The sequence below is a fragment of the Rathayibacter sp. Leaf185 genome, assembly GCF_001423885.1.
In the GTDB taxonomy this organism is placed as follows: Bacteria; Actinomycetota; Actinomycetes; order Actinomycetales; family Microbacteriaceae; genus Rathayibacter.
Genome location: NZ_LMPP01000001.1, coordinates 183,899 through 203,860, shown reverse-complemented (window position 1 = coordinate 203,860; position 19,962 = coordinate 183,899). Strand labels below are relative to the sequence as shown.

Below are 19,962 nucleotides of genomic sequence, written 5' to 3'. Positions count from 1 at the left end.
AGCCCTCTGTCCTCGTGCCGCCCCGTGCGGCGTCGGATGCGGATGCTTGCACCTAAGTCCTGAGGAGGACCCACAGTGGCTAAGGCCAAGTTCGAGCGGACCAAGCCGCACGTCAACATCGGAACCATCGGTCACGTCGACCACGGAAAGACCACGCTGACCGCGGCGATCTCCAAGGTTCTCGCTGACAAGTTCCCGTCCGCGACCAACGTTCAGCGCGACTTCGCGTCGATCGACTCCGCTCCCGAGGAGCGCCAGCGCGGCATCACGATCAACATCTCGCACGTCGAGTACGAGACGCCGAAGCGCCACTACGCGCACGTCGACGCCCCGGGTCACGCCGACTACATCAAGAACATGATCACCGGCGCGGCTCAGATGGACGGCGCGATCCTCGTGGTCGCCGCCACCGACGGCCCGATGGCTCAGACCCGTGAGCACGTCCTCCTCGCCAAGCAGGTCGGCGTCCCCTACCTGCTCGTCGCCCTGAACAAGGCCGACATGGTCGACGACGAGGAGATCCTGGAGCTCGTCGAGCTCGAGGTCCGCGAGCTGCTCGCTTCGCAGGGCTTCGACGGAGACAACGCTCCCGTCGTCCGCGTCTCGGGCCTCAAGGCCCTCGAGGGCGACGAGGCGTGGACCCAGTCCATCCTCGACCTCATGGACGCCGTCGACGAGTCCATCCCGGACCCGATCCGCGACAAGGACAAGCCGTTCCTCATGCCGATCGAGGACGTCTTCACGATCACCGGTCGTGGAACCGTCGTCACCGGCCGTGCGGAGCGCGGAACCCTCGCTCTGAACTCCGAGGTCGAGATCGTCGGCATCCGCCCGACGCAGAAGACCACGGTCACCGGAATCGAGATGTTCCACAAGCAGCTCGACGAGGCCTGGGCCGGCGAGAACTGCGGTCTGCTCCTCCGCGGCACCAAGCGCGAGGACGTCGAGCGCGGCCAGGTCGTCGTCAAGCCGGGTTCGGTCACGCCGCACACCGACTTCGAGGGCACCGCGTACATCCTGTCCAAGGATGAGGGTGGGCGTCACAACCCGTTCTACGCGAACTACCGCCCGCAGTTCTACTTCCGCACCACCGACGTCACCGGCGTCATCACGCTGCCCGAGGGCACCGAGATGGTCATGCCCGGCGACACCACCGACATGACGGTCGCGCTGATCCAGCCGATCGCCATGGAGGAGGGCCTCGGCTTCGCCATCCGTGAGGGTGGACGCACCGTGGGCGCCGGAACGGTCACCAAGATCGTCAAGTAGGTCTCCTGCTGATCTCCGAGAGGGGTCGTCCGCTTCGTGCGGACGGCCCCTTTCGGCGTTCCCGGCCCAGGGCGTGTCGAACACGATCCCGCGTGCTCCGCTCGGTCTGAGCGCACGGTCTGCGGCGTCGGTGATCTCGACCACTGCCCCGCAGTGGCCTTCGATCCCCTCCTTGCAGCCCGCACGACCAGACCGTGCTCGCGACGGCGATCTCCTGTCCGACAGGCCCTAACGTCGTGGTCATGACCTTCACGAAGAGCGATCCATCGGGGCAGCCCCGCTTCTTCGAGTGGGAGGCCGCGGGGCTCGACTGGCTGCGCGCCGCAGAGCCGAGTGGTGGCGCGCGGTGTGTGAGCGTCGTCGAGGTGGGTGTCGGGAGGATCGTGCTGGAGGACGTGCCGCAGGTCTGCCCGTCGACCGAGGCCGCCCGCGGGTTCGGCCGCGCACTGGCCCGGACCCATGTGGAAGGCGCGCGGGCATTCGGCTCACCGCCGGAGGGCTGGGACGGCCCCGCCTACATCGGCCGCCGGTCGATGCCCTGCCGGCCGGAGGACTCCTGGGGCCGCTTCTACGCCGAGCAGCGGGTGCGGCCGTTCCTCGAGACCGCTGTCGCCGCGGGCAATCTCCGATCCGATGACGCGCGACTCGTCGAGCGGGCTCTGGACCCGATCGCGTCGGGTGTGCTCGACGACGACGAGCCGCCCGCGCGCCTGCACGGCGACCTCTGGACCGGCAACGTGCTCTGGTCCGCGGAGGGCGCGGTTCTGATCGATCCGGCGGCGCACGGCGGGCACCGCGAGACCGATCTGGCGATGCTGGCACTCTTCGGGGCTCCCCACCTGGACGAGATCCTCCGCGGGTACGGCGAGGTGCATCCCCTCCGTGACGGCGCGGGGGACCGGGTGGCGCTGCACCAGCTGCACCCGCTCGCCGTGCACGCCGCCGGGCACGGTCCCGCGTACGGGCGAGCGCTGGCGGAGGCGGCGCAGCGCGTCCTCGATCTCGTCGGCTGAGGATCGCCCCGCATGGTTCGTCCAGCCGGAGCCGCGACACTGGGGCGCGCTCGAGCCGAGCGCGCCGATCAAGGAGGAGTCATGGTGGATCTCGGGAAGCTCGGACGTCAGGCGGGCGATCTGCTGAACAGCCGGAAGGCGCAGGAGGTGCTGCGCAGCGAGAAGGCCGAGGGGGTCTCGGATCAGGTGCTCGAGAAGTCGGGTGAGATCGCGAGCCGGTTGACGGGCGGCAAGTACGACGAGCGCATCGAGGATCTCAAGCGCCAGGCCGAGAAGCGCCTGGGCAACGAGTAGCGACCGACGCGGGGCGGTTCGTCAAGCCCGTGCCGGGCGCGACGGCCCCGCCCTAGCGTCGGAACGATGGCTGACGCACGCGAACGACGACTCCGCAGGACCGATTCGAGCGGCCGCGGCTACACGCGGGTCCGCGCGGGCTCCGGCTTCAGCTACCGCGACCCCCGTGGCGTCACCGTCACCGACCAGGAGCTGCGCGCCCGGTTCGACGGCCTCGGGATACCCCCGGCCTGGAAGGACGTCTGGATCGCGCCGTACCCGAACGGGCACATCCAGGCCATGGGCGTCGACGCCGCGGGCCGGCGGCAGTACATCTACCACCCGACCTGGCGCGAGCAGAAGGACCGGATCAAGTTCGACCGGGCGCTGCGCCTCGCGGAGTCGCTGCCCTCGGCCCGTCGCGGCGTCACGATCGATCTGCGTGGCCAGGGCGCGACCCGCGAGCGTGCACTCGCGACGGCGTTCCGGATGCTCGACACCGGGTCCCTCCGCGTCGGCAGCGAGCGCTACGCCAAGGAGCACGGCAGCATCGGGCTCTCGACGCTGCTCTGCGCGCACGCGACCACGCACGGCGACCGGGTGGCGCTCGCGTTCCCGGGCAAGAGCCACCAGGCGTGGACGAGCGAGATCCTCGACAAGGACCTCGCTCGCGTGATCCGTCTGATGAAGCGGCGCGGCCCCCACGCGCGCCTGCTCGCCTGGAAGGACGGTCGCCAGTGGCGACCGGTCTCGGCACCGGAGATCAACGACTACGTCCGGGAGCGCGCGGGCGACGACTTCACGGCGAAGGACTTCCGTACCCTGCACGGCACGGTGGCCGCCGCCCTCAGCCTCGCGAAGACCGGCCCCCAGGCCACCCAGCGCTCGCGCAATGCGGCGATCGCGCAGGCCATGCGGGACGCCTCCTCCGTCCTCGGCAACACCCCGACCGTCGCGCGCGCGAGCTACGTCGACCCGCGCGTCCTCGACCACTACCGGGCGGGGGAGACGATCGACCCGTCGCGCCCGAACTCCGCCGAGACCACCCTCCGCGCGCTGCTCTTCGAGTAGGCGCCGACCGTCGCGGAGCATCGCCGAAACCCGCGGAATCGCGCCCTGGGGGAGGAGCCCTGAGGGCGACACGCCCGGGTTGCACGGACGGCTCTTCTGTGGGAGACTCTCCTAGTTCAAATTTTCCGCCCGGCAGCGTGCTGCAGTGGGTGGGACACTGCCAGGCAGTGCCGAGACGGCGCCGCAGCGGCTCGACCCGAGAGGGCGGCCCCGCGGATGCGTCGTCGAGGCGGCGGGTAGCAGAACGAAACAACCGACAACTCAACGGGCTCTCCGTGCGTCGTGCGTTCTGCACGTCGCCGCAGCGCCCCGAGTGCGGTGCTTTTGACAGAAGAACACTGGTGCACTTCCCCGGTTCGCCGGAGTTCCTTCGCGAGCGCGTCCAATGCGAGGCGAGGCCGACAGGCCCGTCGCGTACGACGCAATAACAAGAGAGTGAGAGATCACACATGGCGGGACAGAAGATCCGCATCCGACTGAAGTCGTACGACCACGAGGTCATCGACACGTCGGCGCGCAAGATCGTCGACACGGTCACCCGTGCCGGAGCAACGGTCGTCGGCCCCGTGCCGCTTCCGACCGAGAAGAACGTGGTCTGCGTGATCCGTTCGCCTCACAAGTACAAGGACAGCCGCGAGCACTTCGAGATGCGTACCCACAAGCGCCTCATCGACATCATCGACCCGACGCCGAAGGCCGTCGACTCGCTCATGCGTCTCGACCTCCCCGCCGACGTCAACATCGAGATCAAGCTCTAAGGAGGAGTGCCACCATGTCTGTCACTGTTTCCCCCACGCTGAAGACCAGCAAGGGCCTCCTGGGCACCAAGCTCGGCATGACCCAGGTCTGGGACGAGAACAACAAGCTCGTCCCCGTCACCGTCATCGAGATCAGCCCCAACGTCGTGACCCAGGTCCGCACGGAGGAGAAGGACGGCTACACCGCCGTCCAGATCGCCGCCGGCGCCATCGACCCGCGCAAGGTGAACAAGCCCTCCGCCGGTCACTTCGACGCCGCGGGTGTCACCCCCCGCCGCCACCTCACCGAGGTCCGCACCTCCGACGCCGCCGACTACTCGGCCGGCCAGGAGCTGACCGTGGACGCCGTCTTCGAAGCCGGCACCAAGGTCGACGTCGTCGGCACCAGCAAGGGCAAGGGCTTCGCCGGTGTGATGAAGCGTCACAACTTCAAGGGCGTCTCGTCCTCGCACGGTTCGCACCGCAACCACCGCAAGCCGGGCTCCATCGGCGCCTCCTCGACCCCCAGCCGTGTCTTCAAGGGCATGCGCATGGCGGGCCGCATGGGTGGCGAGCGCGTCACCGTGCTCAACCTCAAGGTGCACTCCGTCGACGCCGAGAAGGGTCTGCTGCTCGTCAAGGGCGCCGTCCCCGGTGCCCGCGGTCGCCTCGTGTTCGTTCGCAACGCCGTGAAGGGAGCGTAGTTCCATGGCTACCTCTATCGACATCTTCGACGTCCAGGGCCAGAAGTCGGGCTCTTTCGAGCTCCCCGCCGAGCTCTTCGACGTCGAGACCAACGTCCCGCTGATCCACCAGGTCGTCGTGGCCCAGCTCGCCGCCGCGCGTCAGGGGACCCACTCCACGAAGAACCGTGGCGAGGTCTCGGGTGCCGGCCGCAAGCCGTTCAAGCAGAAGGGAACCGGTCGCGCTCGTCAGGGCTCGATCCGCGCCCCGCACATGACCGGTGGTGGCATCGTCCACGGACCGACCCCGCGCAACTACGCGCAGCGCACCCCGAAGAAGATGATCGCCGCGGCTCTGCTCGGCGCTCTCTCGGACCGCGCTCGTGGAGCCCGCCTCCACGTGGTCGAGTCGCTCGCCCTCGGCGACACCCCGAAGACCAAGGACGTCCTCGTCCTGCTCGACGCCCTCTCGGTGTCGCGCAACGTCCTCGTGGTCCTCGAGCGCGACGACTTCATCGCCGAGCTCTCCCTCCGCAACGTGCCGTTCGTGCACATCCTGCCGGTCGACCAGCTCAACGCCTACGACGTGCTCGTCTCGGACGACATCGTCTTCTCGAAGGGTGCGATCGAGGCGTTCGTCGCCCTCAAGTCCAAGAAGGAAGAGGTGAACGCATGAGCCAGTCCGCCGCGTTCAACAAGGACCCCCGCGACGTCATCATCTCCCCGGTGGTCTCGGAGAAGTCCTACAGCCTGATCGACGAGGGCAAGTACACCTTCGTCGTCGACCCGCGCTCGAACAAGACCGAGATCAAGCTCGCCATCGAGAAGATCTTCGGAGTCGAGGTCGCGTCGATCAACACCCTGAACCGTCAGGGCAAGACCCGCCGCACCAAGATCGGCACCGGCAAGCGCAAGGACACCAAGCGCGCGATCGTCACGCTGAAGTCCGGCTCCATCGACATCTTCACGAACGTCGGCTGAGCCGAAGAAGCGTAGAGGAAAACAGACAATGGCTATTCGCAAGTACAAGCCCACGACCCCTGGTCGCCGCGGCTCCAGCGTCGCCGACTTCGCCGAGATCACCCGATCGACGCCCGAGAAGTCGCTCCTTCGCCCGCTGTCCAAGACCGGTGGCCGCAACAACTCCGGCCGCATCACGACGCGTCACATCGGTGGTGGCCACAAGCGCCAGTACCGCCTGATCGACTTCCGTCGCAACGACAAGGACGGCGTCAACGCCAAGGTCGCTCACATCGAGTACGACCCCAACCGCACCGCGCGCATCGCGCTGCTCCACTTCGTGGACGGCACCAAGCGCTACATCCTGGCTCCGAACAAGCTCTCGCAGGGCGACATCGTCGAGTCCGGATCGGGCGCCGACATCAAGCCCGGCAACAACCTGCCGCTGCGCAACATCCCGACCGGTACGGTCATCCACGCGATCGAGATCAAGCCCGGCGGCGGCGCGAAGCTCGCCCGCTCGGCCGGGACCTCGGTCCGCCTCGTCGCCAAGGACGGCCCCTACGCGCAGCTCCGCCTGCCGTCGGGCGAGATCCGCAACGTCGACGCGCGCTGCCGCGCCACCATCGGCGAGGTCGGCAACGCCGAGCAGTCGAACATCAACTGGGGCAAGGCCGGCCGCATGCGCTGGAAGGGCGTCCGCCCGACCGTCCGCGGTGTCGCGATGAACCCGGTCGACCACCCGCACGGTGGTGGAGAGGGCAAGACCTCCGGTGGTCGCCACCCGGTCAGCCCCTGGGGACAGTCCGAGGGACGCACCCGTCGCCCCAACAAGGAGAGCGACAAGCTCATCGTTCGCCGCCGCACCGCCGGTAAGAAGCGCAAGTAGGAGTTGTAGAAGATGCCTCGCAGTCTCAAGAAGGGCCCCTTCGTCGATGACCACCTGCTCCGCAAGGTGTTCACCGCTAACGAAGCCGGCAACAAGAACGTCATCAAGACCTGGTCGCGCCGCTCGATGATCATCCCGGCGATGCTGGGCCACACCATCGCGGTCCACGACGGACGCAAGCACATCCCCGTGTTCGTGACCGAGACCATGGTCGGCCACAAGCTCGGCGAGTTCGCCCCCACTCGGACCTTCCGCGGTCACGAGAAGGACGACAAGAAGGGCCGTCGCCGCTGACGCGGCGACGAGAAGGAGGAGAGAAATGGTGGAGTCGATCGCACGCGTGCGACACATCCGCGTCACCCCCCAGAAGGCTCGCCGTGTCGTGAACCTGATCCGCGGCAAGCAGGCTCAGGAGGCCCTGGCCATCCTGAAGTTCGCCGAGCAGGGAGCTTCCGAGCCCGTCTACAAGCTCGTCGCCTCGGCGATGGCCAACGCTCGCGTCAAGGCCGATGCCTCGAACGAGTACCTCGACGACCAGGACCTGTTCGTGTCCCGCGCCTTCGTCGATGAGGGAACCACCCTCAAGCGATTCCAGCCCCGTGCCCAGGGTCGTGCCTTCCGCATCAACAAGCGCACCAGCCACATCACCGTCGTGCTGGCCACTCCTGAGGAGGGGACCAAGTAATGGGTCAGAAAGTAAACCCCTACGGTTTCCGTCTGGGAATCACCACCGACCACGTGTCGCGCTGGTTCTCCGACAGCACCAAGAAGGGCCAGCGGTACAGCGACTTCCTCGCTGAGGACGTCAAGATCCGCCGTCTCCTCGCCACGCAGCTCGACCGGGCCGGCGTCGCCCGCATCGAGATCGAGCGCACCCGTGACCGCGTCCGCGTCGACATCCACACCGCCCGTCCGGGCATCGTGATCGGTCGCCGTGGCGCCGAGGCCGAGCGCATCCGCGCCGACCTCGAGAAGCTCACCGCCAAGCAGATCCAGCTGAACATCCTCGAGGTCAAGAACCCCGAGGCCGAGGCTCAGCTGGTCGCCCAGGGCATCGCCGAGCAGCTCTCCGCCCGCGTGGCCTTCCGCCGCGCGATGCGCAAGGGTCTGCAGGGTGCTCAGCGCGCCGGCGCCAAGGGCGTCCGCATCCAGGTCTCCGGCCGCCTCGGCGGCGCCGAGATGAGCCGCTCGGAGTTCTACCGCGAGGGTCGCGTGCCGCTGCACACCCTGCGCGCGAACATCGACTACGGCTTCTACGAGGCGAAGACCACCTTCGGCCGCATCGGCGTGAAGGTCTGGATCTACAAGGGCGACATCACCAACAAGGAGCTCGCCCGCGAGCAGGCGAACAGCAAGTCGTCGCGCCCCGAGCGCAGCGACCGACCGCGTCGCGCCCCCCGCCAGCAGAGCGAGGCGCCCGTCGCAGCAGGAGTTGAGGCATAACCATGTTGATTCCCCGTCGAGTCAAGCACCGCAAGCAGCACCACCCGGGCCGCTCGGGCCAGGCCACCGGTGGCACCAAGGTGTCGTTCGGTGAGTTCGGCATCCAGGCCCTCACCCCCGCCTACGTGACCAACCGTCAGATCGAGTCCGCTCGTATCGCGATGACGCGTCACATCAAGCGCGGTGGAAAGGTGTGGATCAACATCTACCCCGACCGCCCGCTGACCAAGAAGCCCGCCGAGACCCGCATGGGTTCCGGTAAGGGCTCGCCGGAGTGGTGGGTCGCCAACGTCAAGCCGGGCCGTGTCCTCTTCGAGGTCGCCGGCGTCGAGGAGAAGCTCGCTCGCGAAGCTATGACTCGTGCCATCCACAAGCTGCCCCTGAAGGCACGCATCATCAAGCGCGAGGAGGGAGACGCGTAATGGCGATCGGATCCAAGGAGCTCGTCCCCACCGAGCTCGACACCTTCGAGGACGAGCGTCTCGTCACGGAGCTGAAGAAGGCCAAGGAGGAGCTGTTCAACCTCCGCTTCCAGTCGGCCACCGGCCAGCTGGACACCAACGGCCGCCTGCGTGCCGTCAAGCGCGACATCGCCCGCATCTACACGGTCATCCGTGAGCGCGAGCTGGGCATCCGCGCCACCCCCGCACCCGTCGAGGCTCCGGCCAAGGCGGAGAAGAAGCCGAAGACCAAGAAGGCCGCCAAGGCCGAGGTCGAGGCGACCGAGTCGAACGAGGAGGCCAAGTAATGGCAACCGTCAATGACAGCGCCGGCCACGAGTCGGCCGCCCACGACGTCAAGCAGGAGGGCGCTCGCGGCTACCGCAAGACGCGCCGCGGCTACGTGACCAGCGACAAGATGGACAAGACCATCGTCGTCGAGGTCGAGGACCGGGTGAAGCACCCGCTGTACGGCAAGGTCATCCGCCGTACGTCCAAGGTCAAGGTCCACGACGAGCTCAACTCCGCCGGTATCGGCGACTCGGTCGTCATCAGCGAGACCCGTCCCCTCAGCGCCACGAAGCGCTGGCGCCTGGTCGAGATCCTCGAGAAGGCCAAGTAGGCCGCGGCCTACTTGAGTTAGCAGGAGAGACACATGCTTCAGCAAGAATCCCGAGTCAAGGTCGCCGACAACACCGGCGCCAAGATGCTCCTCACCATCCGCGTCCTCGGCGGCTCCGGCCGCCGCTACGCCGGCCTCGGCGACATCATCGTCGCGACCGTCAAGGACGCGATCCCCGGCGGCAACGTCAAGAAGGGCGACGTCGTCAAGGCGGTCATCGTCCGCACCATCAAGCAGACCCGTCGTCCCGACGGCTCGTACATCAAGTTCGACGAGAACGCCGCCGTGATCCTGAAGAACGACGGGGACCCCCGCGGCACCCGCATCTTCGGACCGGTCGGTCGCGAGCTCCGTGACAAGAAGTTCATGAAGATCGTCTCGCTGGCACCGGAGGTTATCTAGTCATGGCCAAGATCAAGAAGGGTGACCTCGTCCAGGTCATCTCGGGCGCTACCCAGGCCCGCGGCGGAGACCGCGGCAAGCAGGGCAAGGTCCTCGAGGTCCTGGTCGAGCGCAACCGTGTCGTCGTCGAGGGTGTGAACTTCGTCAAGAAGCACAACCGCGTCGGCCAGTCGCAGCGCGGCTCGAAGGAGGGCGGAATCGAGACCATCGAGGCCCCCCTCCACATCTCGAACGTCGCGGTCGTCGACCCGAAGACCAAGAAGCCGACCCGGGTCGGCCACCGCAACGTGGCCGTCACCAAGGACGGCGTGACCAAGACCGTTCGCGTGCGCTACGCGAAGGCGTCGGGTGAGGAACTGTAATGACTGACACCACCGCAGTGGCTGCGAAGGTTCAGCCGCGGCTCAAGGCCAAGTACCAGGCCGAGATCATCAGCACGCTCAAGGAGCAGTTCGGCTTCACGAACGTCCACCAGGTCCCCGGACTGGTCAAGGTCGTCGTGAACACCGGAGTCGGAGAGGCTGCCCGCGACGGCAAGATCATCGACGGCGCTATCAAGGACCTCACGGCCATCACCGGCCAGAAGCCGCAGGTCACCAAGGCCCGCAAGTCCATCGCGCAGTTCAAGCTGCGCGAGGGTCAGGCCATCGGCGCGCACGTCACCCTCCGCGGTGACCGCGCGTGGGAGTTCCTCGACCGCCTGCTCTCGGTGGCGCTGCCCCGCATCCGCGACTTCCGCGGACTGTCGGACCGCCAGTTCGACGGCAACGGCAACTACACCTTCGGCATCACGGAGCAGTCGATCTTCCACGAGATCGACCAGGACCGCATCGACCGCGTCCGCGGCTTCGACGTGACCGTCGTGACCACCGCGAAGACCGACGACGAGGGTCGCGCGCTGCTCAAGCAGCTCGGGTTCCCGTTCAAGTCGGCGGACAACGCGTAGCAAGAACCCTGAGCCGGGGAGTGGTGAGAACCGCTCCCCGGCTGTTCTGTTCCCGCCGGGCAGGGCACGTCGTGCCTGACCGGCGGAGAATCGGTCCTCGACCGCAGACCCTCTGCCATGTACCATGGTTCGTTGGCCTGCGCACGCGCGGCCACATGGGCGTCGACGTCGTCGGCGCCGTCCCACACCACAGGTCGTCACTCTTGTAAAGGGTGCCGAAACCAGGCGAGAAAGGCACCATCAGCCATGACCATGACTGATCCGGTCGCAGATCTGCTGACCAGAATCCGTAACGCGAACTCCGCGCACCACGACTCCATCGCCCTCCCCGGCTCGAAGCTCAAGGCGCACATCGCCGAGATCCTCAAGCGCGAGGGCTACATCGCCGACTGGAAGGTCGAGGAGGCGCGCGTCGGCACGACGCTCTCCATCTCCCTCAAGTACGGCCCGAACCGCGAGCGCTCGATCGCCGGCATCAAGCGGGTCTCGAAGCCGGGTCTCCGCGTCTACGCGAAGTCCTCCGAGATCCCCACCGTCCTCGGCGGACTCGGCGTCGCGATCCTGTCCACGTCGAGCGGTCTGCTGACCGACCGCCAGGCCGAGAAGAAGGGCGTGGGTGGGGAAGTCCTCGCCTACGTGTGGTAATCCCTCATGTCGCGTATTGGAAGACTCCCCATCGAGATCCCGGCGGGCGTCGACGTCTCCGTCGCCGGATCCGTCGTGACCGTCAAGGGCCCCAAGGGTGAACTGACCGTCTCGATCGCCAGCCCCATCCAGGTGTCCGTCGAGGGCACCCAGGTGCTCGTCTCGCGTCCCGACGACGAGCGCGAGTCGCGCTCGCTCCACGGCCTGACCCGCACCCTCATCGCGAACGACATCATCGGTGTCACGCAGGGCTACTCCAAGGGCCTCGAGGTCGTCGGCACCGGTTACCGCGTGCTGGCCAAGGGCTCGGACATCGAGTTCGCGCTCGGCTTCTCGCACCCGGTCGTCGTCACCGCGCCCGCGGGCATCTCGTTCACGGTGGAGGGCAACAACAAGCTCACCGTGCACGGCATCTCGAAGCAGGCCGTCGGTGAAGTGGCCGCCAACATTCGTAAGATCCGCAAGCCCGAGCCCTACAAGGGCAAGGGCGTGCGCTACGCCGGCGAGGTCGTTCGCCGCAAGGCCGGAAAGAGCGGTAAGTGATCATGGGACTCGGAACCAGAGGAAAGAGCAAGTCCGCTGCGCGCGGTCGTCGTCACGACCGCCTGCGCAAGAAGGTCGTCGGATCCGCCGAGCGCCCCCGCCTCGTCGTCAACCGCTCGGCCCGCCACGTCTTCGTGCAGGTCGTCGACGACGCGCAGGGTCGTACCCTCGCGTCCGCGTCGACCCTCGAGGCCGACCTCCGCGTGTTCGACGGTGACAAGACCGCCAAGGCCCGCAAGGTCGGCGAGCTCGTCGCCGAGCGCGCCAAGAACGCCGGTGTCGAGGCGGTCGTCTTCGACCGCGGAGGCAACAAGTACGCCGGTCGCGTCGCCGCGATCGCCGATGGAGCACGAGAGGCAGGGCTCAACCTGTGAGCGCGGCAGAGAACAAGGAACCCGAGGTCGCCGCTGTGTCGGAGGCCCCCGTCGAGACCGCTGCGTCCACGCAGCCGCAGCAGGAGGCTCGCGAGCCTCGCCGCGGCGGCCGTGACCGCAACCAGGGCGGCCGTGACCGTGGAGGGCGCGACTCCGAGAAGAGCCAGTTCCTCGAGCGCGTCGTCACCATCAACCGCGTGTCGAAGGTCGTCAAGGGTGGTCGTCGCTTCAGCTTCACCGCTCTCGTCGTCGTCGGCGACGGCAACGGACTGGTGGGCGTCGGCTACGGCAAGGCCCGCGAGGTCCCGACCGCGATCTCGAAGGGCGTCGAGGAGGCGAAGAAGAACTTCTTCCGCGTTCCCCGCGTCGGCTCGACCATCCCGCACCCCGTCCAGGGTGAGGCCGCTGCCGGTGTCGTCCTCCTGCGCCCCGCGTCGTCGGGTACCGGTGTCATCGCCGGCGGTCCCGTCCGCGCCGTGCTCGAGTGCGCCGGCATCCACGACGTCCTGAGCAAGTCGCTCGGCTCGTCGAACACCATCAACATCGTCCACGCGACCGTGACTGCTCTGCAGCAGCTCGAGGAGCCGCGCGCCGTCGCCGCTCGTCGTGGTCTCGACTTCGACCAGGTCGCCCCGCCGCGCCTGGTTCGTGCCGAGGCCGATGCACTCGCCGCCGCGTCCAGCGCGAAGGCAGGTTCCTGATGGCCCAGCTCAAGGTGACCCAGGTCAAGTCGAAGGTCAGCGAGAAGCAGTACCAGCGCGACACGCTGCGCTCGCTCGGCCTCAGGAAGATCGGTCAGAGCGTCGTCCGCGAGGACAACTCTCAGAACCGCGGATACGTGAAGACCGTCGCCCACCTGGTGAAGGTCGAGGAGATTGACTAATGGCTGACAAGAACCAGGCCGTCGCGGAGTCCACGACTCCCGCGCAGGCCTCCACGAAGAAGGGTGCCTCCGAGGCGCCCGCCACCCGCGAGCAGGTGCTCAAGGTCCACCACCTCCGTCCCGCCGTCGGCGCGAAGAAGGCGAAGACCCGAGTCGGCCGCGGTGAGGGCTCCAAGGGCAAGACCGCCGGTCGCGGCACCAAGGGCACCAAGGCCCGCTACCAGGTGCGCGTCGGCTTCGAGGGTGGGCAGATGCCGCTGCACATGCGCACCCCGAAGCTGCGCGGGTTCAAGAACCCGTTCCGCGTCGAGTACCAGGTCGTCAACCTCGCCGCTCTCGCGGAGCTGTACCCCCAGGGCGGTGACGTCACCATCGGTGACCTCGTCGCCAAGGGTGCCGTTCGCAAGAACGAAAAGGTGAAGGTCCTCGGCGACGGCGACATTGCGGTTAAGCTGAACGTCGCGGTCGACAAGGTCTCCAGCTCCGCTGAGCAGAAGATCGTCGCTGCGGGCGGATCCATCAAGTAGCACCAGCAGCTTGTCGGTCGAGCTTGCCACTGCGACTCCCCCCGGGTCATTTCCTCCGGGGGAGCGCGTGGCAAGCTCGACCTGTATCCCGCACCAAGAACTGAGCAGGAGACCTTAGGTAGTGTTTGGCGCCGTTGCGCGGATCTTCCGCACCCCCGACCTCCGCCGCAAGATCGGCTTCACTCTCGCGATCGTGGCGATCTTCCGGCTGGGATCCTTCATCCCTGCTCCGTTCGTCGACTTCGAGGCCGTCCAGGCCTGTCTCGCCGGCAACCAGGGCACCTCCGGTCTCTACGAGCTCGTGAACCTCTTCAGCGGTGGAGCCCTGCTCCAGCTGTCGATCTTCGCGCTCGGGATCATGCCCTACATCACGGCGTCGATCATCGTGCAGCTTCTGCGTGTGGTGATCCCGCACTTCGAGACCCTCTACAAGGAGGGTCAGTCCGGCCAGGCGAAGCTGACGCAGTACACGCGCTACCTCACCATCGCGCTCGGCGTCCTGCAGTCGACCACCCTGATCACGGTCGCCCGCTCCGGCGCCCTGTTCGGCAACTCCGGCGTTCCCGAGTGCTCGGCGCTCATCATCACGGACGAGTGGTACTCGATCCTCCTCATGGTCATCACCATGACGGCGGGTACCGGCATCATCATGTGGATGGGCGAGCTCATCACCGAGCGCGGCATCGGCAACGGCATGTCGCTGCTGATCTTCACCTCGATCGCAGCCCAGTTCCCCACCTCGCTCTGGTCGATCGCACAGTCGCGCGGCTTCGAGACCTTCCTCCTGGTACTCGGGATCGGCCTGGTGCTCGTCGTCGCGGTCGTCTTCGTCGAGCAGTCGCAGCGGCGCATCCCGGTGCAGTACGCCAAGCGGATGGTCGGACGGCGCACCTACGGCGGCAACAACACCTACATTCCGATCAAGGTGAACATGGCGGGCGTCGTGCCCGTCATCTTCGCCTCGTCGCTGCTCTATCTGCCCGCGCTGATCGCGCAGTTCAACCAGCCCGCGGCCGGACAGGAAGCGCCCGCCTGGGTCACCTGGATCACGAACTACCTGACGCAGGGCGACCACCCGCTCTACATGGCGCTGTACTTCCTGCTGATCGTCGGGTTCACCTACTTCTACGTCGCGATCACCTTCAACCCCGACGAGGTCGCCGACAACATGAAGCGCTACGGCGGCTTCATCCCCGGCATCCGCGCCGGACGACCCACCGCCGAGTACCTGAACTACGTCCTGACCCGGGTCACGCTGCCCGGCTCGATCTACCTCGGTCTCATCGCCCTCGTGCCGCTCGTCGCCCTCGCGCTCGTCGGCGCGAACCAGAACTTCCCCTTCGGCGGCACGTCCATCCTGATCATCGTCGGAGTCGGACTCGAGACGGTGAAGCAGATCGACTCGCAGCTCCAGCAGCGCCACTACGAAGGGCTCCTCCGATGATCTCGAACCCGGTGGGCTTCCGGCTCCTGCTGATCGGCCCTCCCGGAGCCGGCAAGGGAACCCAGGCCTCCCGGCTCTGCGAGATCCTCGAGGTGCCGGCCATCTCGACCGGCGACATCTTCCGGATGAACGTCGCGAACGAGACCGAGCTCGGCCTGCAGGCCAAGGCCTACCTCGACGCGGGCAAGTACGTCCCCGACGAGCTGACGAACGCGATCGTGCACGACCGTCTCCAGGAGGCGGACGCCTCGACCGGCTTCCTGCTCGACGGCTACCCGCGGACGACCGAGCAGGTCGACGAGCTCGACCGCATCCTCGCCGCCGACGGCAATCGTCTCGACGCCGTGGTGCAGCTCACGGCCGACCCCGACGAGGTCGTCGGTCGCCTGCTCAAGCGCTCCTCGGAGCAAGGCCGCAGCGACGACACCGAGGACGTCATTCGTCGCCGCCTCGCCCTGTACGAGGAGCAGACCGCGCCGCTCATCGATGTCTACGCCGCCCGCGGGCTGGTCGTGGTCGTCGACGGTCTCGGACCGGTCGACGAGGTGACCGACCGCATCGTGACGGCCCTCGAGGGCCACCGCGTCGGCGGACTGGTCGACGACCCCTCGGCCGCCTGAGCCGTGGCACTGCGCTCCTCGCTCTACAAGACCCCTGACCAGCTGCGGTCGATGCTCGCCCCCGGGCTGGCCACCGCCGCGTCGCTCGACGCCGTCCGTGCGATCATCCGGCCGGGAGTGACCACTCTCGAGCTCGATGCCGCAGCTGAGGCGGCGATCGTCGCCCTGGGCGGGCACTCGAACTTCAAGCTCGTGCCGGGTTACCGGCACACGATCTGCGCGTCGGTCGACGACGAGGTCGTGCACGGGATCCCGGGGGAGCGCGTGCTTCGAGCCGGCGACATCGTCTCGATCGACAGCGGCGCCGAGATCGACGGCTGGAACGGCGACTCGGCGATGACGATCGTCCTGGACGACCCCGATCGCCCCGACGAGGTCGCCGCGCGCACCGAGCTCTCGCGGGTGACCGAGGGGTCGCTCTGGCGCGGGATCGCGGCCCTCGCCTCCGCCCGCCACCTCAACGAGGTCGGCGCGGCGATCGAGGAGTACGTGGAGGACGAGGCCGAGAGGACCGGTCGCGTGTACGGGATCCTCACCGACTACATCGGCCACGGGATCGGCCGTACGATGCACGAGGCCCCGCCCGTCTTCAACTACCGCGTGCGTCAGCGCGGCCCCGAGGTGAAGCCCGGTCTCGTCGTCGCCATCGAACCGATGGTCACGGCGGGCAGTGCCGAGACCCTCGTGCACGACGACGAGTGGACGGTCGCCACCGTCGACGGCAGCATGGCGGCGCACTGGGAGCACTCGGTCGCCGTCCACCGCGATGGCATCTGGGTCACCACGCTCGCCGATGGCGGAGCGGCGGGTCTCGCGCCCTACGGGATCACGCCGACCCCCTTCGCCTGACCTCCGGGTCGCACACCGCTCCTCCAGATCGCATCCGACCCGCTGACTGTCCAAGCGGTGGCGGCGCCGGGACGGCGACCGGAACGGGCGGGGTGCCTCGTCACGGCTCCCTCCCGAGCGCCTGCGGCGCTCCCGCCAGACCCGAGCCAGGAGCCGCGACGAGGCACCCCACCCGCTCCTCGAGTTCAGTGGGGGAGCGGCACTGGAGGGGGGCGGAGCGGATCCCGGCTGAAGCGGAGGGAGCGTGCTGTCGTCTCCGCACGCCTGGCTCGGGTCTGGCGGGCGCCCGAAGGGCGCGGGATGGCGGGCGGAGACGACAGCACCCTCCCGATCCCCCGCAGGAGGAGGAGCGTGAGCGGTCAGCTGTCGAAGACGCGGACCAGCTCTTCGATGAAGCTGGTGAAGTCGGTGGAGCGGCGGATCAGGCGCTGCACCTCGGCGCGCTCGGCGAAGACCTCGACGAACTGGTCGAAGACCGACTGGAAGGTGCTGCGGCCGGCCGAGGCGAACGCGATCATCGCGATCACGTTGACGCGCTGCTCGCCCCACTCCATGGGCACGTCGTTCACGACGATCGCGATCGAGGTGCGCTCGGCGCTCATCGCCATCGCGTGCGGGACGGCGAGGTTGTCGGTGAACGCCGTGGAGCTCATACGCTCGCGCTCGATGGCACCGTCGACGTAGTCCTCGTCGATGATGCCCTGGGCGATCATCCGCTCGCCGAGGAGGCGGATCATGGCCGACTCGTCGCGCGCGTGCAGGTTGCGGAAGAACAGAGCCCCGTCGAAGAACTGCAGCAGCTCGTCCTTGATCTGGGCGCGGCGGCGGTGACGGCGGACGCGGGCGATGGCACGGCGCACCGCCTCCACATCGTGATCGGTGAGGAACGGCTGCACGACGACGACCTCGTCGGAGTAGGTCCGCTCGTCGATGGTCGTGATGACGATGTCGGCGGTGAGGCGGTCCCAGTCGACGTCGCTCCGCGTGATGAGCGAGCGCACCTCGACCTCGGTGCCGAGCGAGCGCTCGACCCGCAGGCGGAGCATGTGCGCGAGGTCGTAGTAGTTCGGGCAGACGATCACGCACGAGAGGCGCTCCTCGCGGCGCGAGACCCGCTCGAGGAACGAGCCGACGTGCAGAGCGATGTAGGCGATCTCGTCCTCGTTGACCACGATGCCGCGGCGACGCTGCAGCCCGCTCGCGAGGAACACGGCGATCTCGTAGGTCATCGGGAAGCTGGTCTTGATGGAGCGGGTCAGCGGGTTGCGGGAGTAACCGCCCTCGGACGCGCGAGCGATCAGGTTGCGCACGTGCAGGGCGAGGCGGACGATGAAGCCCTCGTCGTCGAGGTCGACGAGGTACTCGCTGTTCACCTCGGCGACGAGCTCGCGCACGACGGCGAGGTCGGCGGGGTCGACGTAGTTCTCGACGACGGTGGCGACGGGCTCGTTCTGTCCCGGAGTAGCGACGCGGGTCGTCATCAGGATCGCGAGCTGCGCCAGCTCCGCATCGGTCAGGCGGGTGGCGAAGTGCCGCTCGACCAGCTCGGCCAGCACGGCTGCGAGCTCGCCGTGGACGGCGGGGGAGGGGCGGGCGCCCGAGGGGTCGCCGATGCCGCGCGAGACGCGGTCGACGGCGATGGCGATGTGCAGGAGCACGCTGTTCACGCCGTAGTCGTTGATGTAGTAGCCGCGCGTCTCGAGCGCCGCGAGCAGCTCGGTCTTGAAGGCGCCCAGCCCGGGCGAGGCGAACTCGCGTTGCACGTCGTCGAGGGTGAAGACACCCTGGGCGCTCTCGTCGCGGAACATCCGCGAGATGAGCCTCCGGCGTGCTTCTTCGCTGCCCTCGAGACGCACGGAGGAGGCACGACGCGCGAGGGCGAGGCCTGCCTCGTCGGCGAGGGTCTTCACGCGGCGCAGATCCGCCTCGACCGTCGACTCGCTGACCGACAGCGCCGCGGCAAGCGCGACCACGTCGAGTCCGTCGTCGGAGTCGACCAGGCGCCGGACGATGCTGTAAAGCCGGTCGCGGGGGGTGTCGGGCTCGACCTCGCGCAGGCGCTGGGCCTCGACGAACGCCGCGTAGGCGTCGCGAGCGAGCCGGTAGCCGTTCGCCGAGGACTCGACGGGCTCGAGCGGGGCGGCCTGCGCCTTGACCGCGGTGACGTAGCTGCGGACGCTCCTCGTGGTCACTCCGAGCCGGTCGGCGAGCTCGTGCGCCGTCACCCAGCCGTCCGCGCGCGAGAGGTACTCGAGCAGGCGTTCGCGGTTGTCAGGCATCCAGAGCTCCAGGCGTGCGGATCGGTTCGTCGCGAGAAGCGCCACCGCCCCGCTCCTCGCAGGATCCGCGAGTCGTCGTCCCCGCAGTCAATCATCTCGGCGCGGCGCGGGGGACCCCCGCGCCGACGGCGGGGAATCCGTGCTTCCTGCCCCGCGGAAGATTGTCTGCGGGGCGGGTGGCCGCCACCTTCGTGATGCTTCAATGAAGACGTTGTGCAGTGAGGCAGGCCCGGGCGCGAGGAGGCGGACGTGGTGCAGAAGATTCTGATCGTCTGCGGCGCAGGCGCGTCGAGCACGTTCCTGGCCCACCGGCTGCGAGCGGGCGCGAAGGAGCGGGGCATCACCGCCTCGTTCCGGTCCGAGAGCCTCCCGGGGCTGGCGGACTCCCTCCCGGGATCCGATCTGCTCCTCGTGGGTCCTCATCTCGAGTCCCGGTTCGACGAGCTCCGCCACCAGGCGGCGCGCGTGGGAGTCGGGGCGGCTCTCCTCCCACACGACGTCTTCGGAGGGCACGGTGCCGATGCCGTGCTCGATACCCTCCCGATCCTCCTGTCCGCTCGCGCGGTCGCGGCGGAATCGGGCGGGGACACCTCCGTCCAGACGGCACTCCCGGGTGCCGAGCCCGACTCCGGGCACCACTGACGCGGTCACGGCGACCGCAGATTCCAAGGAGACACGTTCATGGTCGAGCGCACGATTCAGGTCGCATCCTCGAAGGGCCTCCACGCCCGCCCCGCCTCGCTGTTCAGCCAGGCCGCGGCGAAATCGGGCCAGAAGGTCCTCGTCAAGAAGGGCGAGTCGACCGCGGTCAACGCCGCCTCGATCCTCGGGATCATCTCGCTCGGCATCGAGCACGGTGACGACCTCACCCTCACCGTCGAGGGCGACAACGAGCAGGCCGTGCTGGACGAGCTGGCTGAGTTCCTCACCACCGACCACGACGCCTGAGTCCCGGCGCTGAGGATGTCAGCGCCACTCCCGGTCGCGTGCGACCACCCCCACTCGACACCCCGCTCCCCGTCTCATTGACGAGACCGAACGACAGGAACC

30 protein-coding genes are annotated in these 19,962 nt (G+C 68.0%); 29 read left to right on the top strand and 1 reads right to left on the bottom strand.

Translation table 11 applies throughout. The features are described from left to right. Positions 1 to 75: 75 nt before the first annotated feature. From tuf to map, 27 genes are all read left to right on the top strand, one after another. Positions 76 to 1,269 carry an elongation factor Tu gene (tuf, locus tag ASG06_RS01095; RefSeq protein ID WP_056037348.1) on the top strand — a complete coding sequence of 398 codons (1,194 nt, stop codon included), beginning with the start codon at positions 76 to 78 and terminating at the stop codon, positions 1,267 to 1,269. A gap of 242 nt (positions 1,270 to 1,511) precedes the next feature. Beyond that, positions 1,512 to 2,282, top strand: a complete 771-nt coding sequence (locus tag ASG06_RS01090) for a fructosamine kinase family protein (RefSeq protein WP_056040319.1) — start codon at positions 1,512 to 1,514, stop codon at positions 2,280 to 2,282. An 81-nt stretch (positions 2,283 to 2,363) separates the two neighbouring features. Next, positions 2,364 to 2,576, top strand: coding sequence for an antitoxin (locus tag ASG06_RS01085; protein ID WP_056037345.1), 213 nt, complete (start codon positions 2,364 to 2,366; stop codon positions 2,574 to 2,576). Between the two features lie 66 nt (positions 2,577 to 2,642). Further along, positions 2,643 to 3,626 (top strand): DNA topoisomerase IB, encoded by a 984-nt coding sequence (locus ASG06_RS01080; RefSeq protein ID WP_056037343.1) that lies wholly within the window; start codon positions 2,643 to 2,645, stop codon positions 3,624 to 3,626. Positions 3,627 to 4,075: 449 nt separating this feature from the next. Continuing rightward, a complete protein-coding gene (gene rpsJ / locus ASG06_RS01075) occupies positions 4,076 to 4,384 on the top strand; it encodes a 30S ribosomal protein S10 (protein ID WP_005050520.1) in 309 nt (102 codons plus the stop codon). Positions 4,385 to 4,398: 14 nt separating this feature from the next. After that, entirely contained in the window at positions 4,399 to 5,067 is a 669-nt protein-coding gene (gene rplC / locus ASG06_RS01070) for a 50S ribosomal protein L3 (RefSeq protein WP_056037339.1), read from the top strand. Between the two features lie 4 nt (positions 5,068 to 5,071). After that, the gene (gene rplD, locus ASG06_RS01065) at positions 5,072 to 5,722 is read left to right on the top strand and encodes a 50S ribosomal protein L4 (RefSeq protein ID WP_056037336.1); all 651 of its coding nucleotides are present in this window, start codon (positions 5,072 to 5,074) and stop codon (positions 5,720 to 5,722) included. Further along, positions 5,719 to 6,027: a 50S ribosomal protein L23 gene (rplW, locus tag ASG06_RS01060; protein ID WP_056037333.1), complete on the top strand. Its 309-nt coding sequence runs from the start codon at positions 5,719 to 5,721 to the stop codon at positions 6,025 to 6,027. Before rplD ends, rplW begins: the two co-directional genes overlap by 4 nt. Positions 6,028 to 6,055: 28 nt before the next feature. Then, positions 6,056 to 6,895, top strand: coding sequence for a 50S ribosomal protein L2 (gene rplB, locus ASG06_RS01055; RefSeq protein WP_056037330.1), 840 nt, complete (start codon positions 6,056 to 6,058; stop codon positions 6,893 to 6,895). A gap of 12 nt (positions 6,896 to 6,907) precedes the next feature. Further along, positions 6,908 to 7,189 carry a 30S ribosomal protein S19 gene (gene rpsS, locus ASG06_RS01050; protein ID WP_055787078.1) on the top strand — a complete coding sequence of 94 codons (282 nt, stop codon included), beginning with the start codon at positions 6,908 to 6,910 and terminating at the stop codon, positions 7,187 to 7,189. A gap of 25 nt (positions 7,190 to 7,214) precedes the next feature. Continuing rightward, a complete protein-coding gene (gene rplV, locus ASG06_RS01045; RefSeq protein WP_082498847.1) occupies positions 7,215 to 7,580 on the top strand; it encodes a 50S ribosomal protein L22 in 366 nt (121 codons plus the stop codon). Beyond that, entirely contained in the window at positions 7,580 to 8,338 is a 759-nt protein-coding gene (gene rpsC / locus ASG06_RS01040; protein ID WP_056037327.1) for a 30S ribosomal protein S3, read from the top strand. Before rplV ends, rpsC begins: the two co-directional genes overlap by 1 nt. 2 nt (positions 8,339 to 8,340) lie before the next feature. After that, positions 8,341 to 8,760 (top strand): 50S ribosomal protein L16, encoded by a 420-nt coding sequence (gene rplP / locus ASG06_RS01035; RefSeq protein ID WP_056037324.1) that lies wholly within the window; start codon positions 8,341 to 8,343, stop codon positions 8,758 to 8,760. Further along, positions 8,760 to 9,086: a 50S ribosomal protein L29 gene (gene rpmC, locus ASG06_RS01030; RefSeq protein ID WP_056037322.1), complete on the top strand. Its 327-nt coding sequence runs from the start codon at positions 8,760 to 8,762 to the stop codon at positions 9,084 to 9,086. Before rplP ends, rpmC begins: the two co-directional genes overlap by 1 nt. Continuing rightward, the gene (gene rpsQ, locus ASG06_RS01025; RefSeq protein WP_056037319.1) at positions 9,086 to 9,400 is read left to right on the top strand and encodes a 30S ribosomal protein S17; all 315 of its coding nucleotides are present in this window, start codon (positions 9,086 to 9,088) and stop codon (positions 9,398 to 9,400) included. Before rpmC ends, rpsQ begins: the two co-directional genes overlap by 1 nt. A gap of 33 nt (positions 9,401 to 9,433) precedes the next feature. After that, a complete protein-coding gene (rplN, locus tag ASG06_RS01020) occupies positions 9,434 to 9,802 on the top strand; it encodes a 50S ribosomal protein L14 (RefSeq protein ID WP_056037314.1) in 369 nt (122 codons plus the stop codon). Between the two features lie 2 nt (positions 9,803 to 9,804). Beyond that, a complete protein-coding gene (gene rplX / locus ASG06_RS01015; RefSeq protein WP_056037311.1) occupies positions 9,805 to 10,164 on the top strand; it encodes a 50S ribosomal protein L24 in 360 nt (119 codons plus the stop codon). After that, positions 10,164 to 10,748: a 50S ribosomal protein L5 gene (gene rplE, locus ASG06_RS01010; RefSeq protein WP_056037308.1), complete on the top strand. Its 585-nt coding sequence runs from the start codon at positions 10,164 to 10,166 to the stop codon at positions 10,746 to 10,748. Before rplX ends, rplE begins: the two co-directional genes overlap by 1 nt. Positions 10,749 to 10,994: 246 nt before the next feature. Beyond that, positions 10,995 to 11,393 carry a 30S ribosomal protein S8 gene (gene rpsH, locus ASG06_RS01005; RefSeq protein WP_056037305.1) on the top strand — a complete coding sequence of 133 codons (399 nt, stop codon included), beginning with the start codon at positions 10,995 to 10,997 and terminating at the stop codon, positions 11,391 to 11,393. A 6-nt stretch (positions 11,394 to 11,399) separates the two neighbouring features. Continuing rightward, positions 11,400 to 11,936, top strand: a complete 537-nt coding sequence (gene rplF, locus ASG06_RS01000; RefSeq protein WP_056037299.1) for a 50S ribosomal protein L6 — start codon at positions 11,400 to 11,402, stop codon at positions 11,934 to 11,936. 2 nt (positions 11,937 to 11,938) lie between these two features. Then, positions 11,939 to 12,310: a 50S ribosomal protein L18 gene (gene rplR / locus ASG06_RS00995; protein ID WP_056037296.1), complete on the top strand. Its 372-nt coding sequence runs from the start codon at positions 11,939 to 11,941 to the stop codon at positions 12,308 to 12,310. Further along, positions 12,307 to 13,011 carry a 30S ribosomal protein S5 gene (rpsE, locus tag ASG06_RS00990; RefSeq protein WP_056037292.1) on the top strand — a complete coding sequence of 235 codons (705 nt, stop codon included), beginning with the start codon at positions 12,307 to 12,309 and terminating at the stop codon, positions 13,009 to 13,011. Before rplR ends, rpsE begins: the two co-directional genes overlap by 4 nt. Continuing rightward, positions 13,011 to 13,193, top strand: a complete 183-nt coding sequence (gene rpmD, locus ASG06_RS00985) for a 50S ribosomal protein L30 (RefSeq protein WP_197409337.1) — start codon at positions 13,011 to 13,013, stop codon at positions 13,191 to 13,193. Before rpsE ends, rpmD begins: the two co-directional genes overlap by 1 nt. After that, positions 13,193 to 13,720, top strand: a complete 528-nt coding sequence (rplO, locus tag ASG06_RS00980; protein ID WP_082498846.1) for a 50S ribosomal protein L15 — start codon at positions 13,193 to 13,195, stop codon at positions 13,718 to 13,720. The genes rpmD and rplO overlap by 1 nt, the downstream gene beginning before the upstream one ends. 121 nt (positions 13,721 to 13,841) lie before the next feature. After that, positions 13,842 to 15,164, top strand: coding sequence for a preprotein translocase subunit SecY (secY, locus tag ASG06_RS00975; protein WP_056037289.1), 1,323 nt, complete (start codon positions 13,842 to 13,844; stop codon positions 15,162 to 15,164). Beyond that, positions 15,161 to 15,784 (top strand): adenylate kinase, encoded by a 624-nt coding sequence (locus tag ASG06_RS00970; protein ID WP_056037285.1) that lies wholly within the window; start codon positions 15,161 to 15,163, stop codon positions 15,782 to 15,784. The genes secY and ASG06_RS00970 overlap by 4 nt, the downstream gene beginning before the upstream one ends. A 3-nt stretch (positions 15,785 to 15,787) precedes the next feature. Beyond that, positions 15,788 to 16,633: a type I methionyl aminopeptidase gene (gene map, locus ASG06_RS00965; RefSeq protein ID WP_082498845.1), complete on the top strand. Its 846-nt coding sequence runs from the start codon at positions 15,788 to 15,790 to the stop codon at positions 16,631 to 16,633. 359 nt (positions 16,634 to 16,992) lie between these two features. Here the strand turns inward: map and ASG06_RS00960 are convergent, their stop codons facing one another. After that, a complete protein-coding gene (locus tag ASG06_RS00960; protein ID WP_056040308.1) occupies positions 16,993 to 18,912 on the bottom strand; it encodes a BglG family transcription antiterminator in 1,920 nt (639 codons plus the stop codon). Between the two features lie 249 nt (positions 18,913 to 19,161). Between ASG06_RS00960 and ASG06_RS00955 the strand changes: the two genes are divergently transcribed. Then, on the top strand, positions 19,162 to 19,554 hold the full coding sequence (locus tag ASG06_RS00955; protein ID WP_056037282.1) for a PTS sugar transporter subunit IIB: 393 nt from the start codon (positions 19,162 to 19,164) through the stop codon (positions 19,552 to 19,554). Between the two features lie 39 nt (positions 19,555 to 19,593). After that, positions 19,594 to 19,860, top strand: coding sequence for an HPr family phosphocarrier protein (locus tag ASG06_RS00950; protein ID WP_056037277.1), 267 nt, complete (start codon positions 19,594 to 19,596; stop codon positions 19,858 to 19,860). The last annotated feature ends 102 nt before the right edge of the window (positions 19,861 to 19,962 follow it).

What these genes read in the sequence shown, in the direction of transcription:
- rplC (WP_056037339.1), top strand. Translation starts at nt 4,399, where the DNA reads ATGTCTGTCACTGTTTCCCCCACGCTGAAGACCAGCAAGGGCCTCCTG.
- ASG06_RS01090 (WP_056040319.1), top strand. Translation starts at nt 1,512, where the DNA reads ATGACCTTCACGAAGAGCGATCCATCGGGGCAGCCCCGCTTCTTCGAG.
- ASG06_RS00960 (WP_056040308.1), bottom strand. Translation starts at nt 18,912, where the DNA reads ATGCCTGACAACCGCGAACGCCTGCTCGAGTACCTCTCGCGCGCGGAC.
- rpsS (WP_055787078.1), top strand. Translation starts at nt 6,908, where the DNA reads ATGCCTCGCAGTCTCAAGAAGGGCCCCTTCGTCGATGACCACCTGCTC.
- rplP (WP_056037324.1), top strand. Translation starts at nt 8,341, where the DNA reads ATGTTGATTCCCCGTCGAGTCAAGCACCGCAAGCAGCACCACCCGGGC.
- rpmC (WP_056037322.1), top strand. Translation starts at nt 8,760, where the DNA reads ATGGCGATCGGATCCAAGGAGCTCGTCCCCACCGAGCTCGACACCTTC.
- rplX (WP_056037311.1), top strand. Translation starts at nt 9,805, where the DNA reads ATGGCCAAGATCAAGAAGGGTGACCTCGTCCAGGTCATCTCGGGCGCT.
- rplR (WP_056037296.1), top strand. Translation starts at nt 11,939, where the DNA reads ATGGGACTCGGAACCAGAGGAAAGAGCAAGTCCGCTGCGCGCGGTCGT.
- rpsJ (WP_005050520.1), top strand. Translation starts at nt 4,076, where the DNA reads ATGGCGGGACAGAAGATCCGCATCCGACTGAAGTCGTACGACCACGAG.
- rplN (WP_056037314.1), top strand. Translation starts at nt 9,434, where the DNA reads ATGCTTCAGCAAGAATCCCGAGTCAAGGTCGCCGACAACACCGGCGCC.
- rpsQ (WP_056037319.1), top strand. Translation starts at nt 9,086, where the DNA reads ATGGCAACCGTCAATGACAGCGCCGGCCACGAGTCGGCCGCCCACGAC.
- rpmD (WP_197409337.1), top strand. Translation starts at nt 13,011, where the DNA reads ATGGCCCAGCTCAAGGTGACCCAGGTCAAGTCGAAGGTCAGCGAGAAG.
- rplO (WP_082498846.1), top strand. Translation starts at nt 13,193, where the DNA reads ATGGCTGACAAGAACCAGGCCGTCGCGGAGTCCACGACTCCCGCGCAG.
- rpsC (WP_056037327.1), top strand. Translation starts at nt 7,580, where the DNA reads ATGGGTCAGAAAGTAAACCCCTACGGTTTCCGTCTGGGAATCACCACC.
- rplF (WP_056037299.1), top strand. Translation starts at nt 11,400, where the DNA reads ATGTCGCGTATTGGAAGACTCCCCATCGAGATCCCGGCGGGCGTCGAC.
- ASG06_RS00950 (WP_056037277.1), top strand. Translation starts at nt 19,594, where the DNA reads ATGGTCGAGCGCACGATTCAGGTCGCATCCTCGAAGGGCCTCCACGCC.
- rplD (WP_056037336.1), top strand. Translation starts at nt 5,072, where the DNA reads ATGGCTACCTCTATCGACATCTTCGACGTCCAGGGCCAGAAGTCGGGC.
- ASG06_RS00970 (WP_056037285.1), top strand. Translation starts at nt 15,161, where the DNA reads ATGATCTCGAACCCGGTGGGCTTCCGGCTCCTGCTGATCGGCCCTCCC.
- rplV (WP_082498847.1), top strand. Translation starts at nt 7,215, where the DNA reads ATGGTGGAGTCGATCGCACGCGTGCGACACATCCGCGTCACCCCCCAG.
- rplE (WP_056037308.1), top strand. Translation starts at nt 10,164, where the DNA reads ATGACTGACACCACCGCAGTGGCTGCGAAGGTTCAGCCGCGGCTCAAG.
- rplB (WP_056037330.1), top strand. Translation starts at nt 6,056, where the DNA reads ATGGCTATTCGCAAGTACAAGCCCACGACCCCTGGTCGCCGCGGCTCC.
- rpsH (WP_056037305.1), top strand. Translation starts at nt 10,995, where the DNA reads ATGACCATGACTGATCCGGTCGCAGATCTGCTGACCAGAATCCGTAAC.
- ASG06_RS01085 (WP_056037345.1), top strand. Translation starts at nt 2,364, where the DNA reads ATGGTGGATCTCGGGAAGCTCGGACGTCAGGCGGGCGATCTGCTGAAC.
- ASG06_RS01080 (WP_056037343.1), top strand. Translation starts at nt 2,643, where the DNA reads ATGGCTGACGCACGCGAACGACGACTCCGCAGGACCGATTCGAGCGGC.
- rplW (WP_056037333.1), top strand. Translation starts at nt 5,719, where the DNA reads ATGAGCCAGTCCGCCGCGTTCAACAAGGACCCCCGCGACGTCATCATC.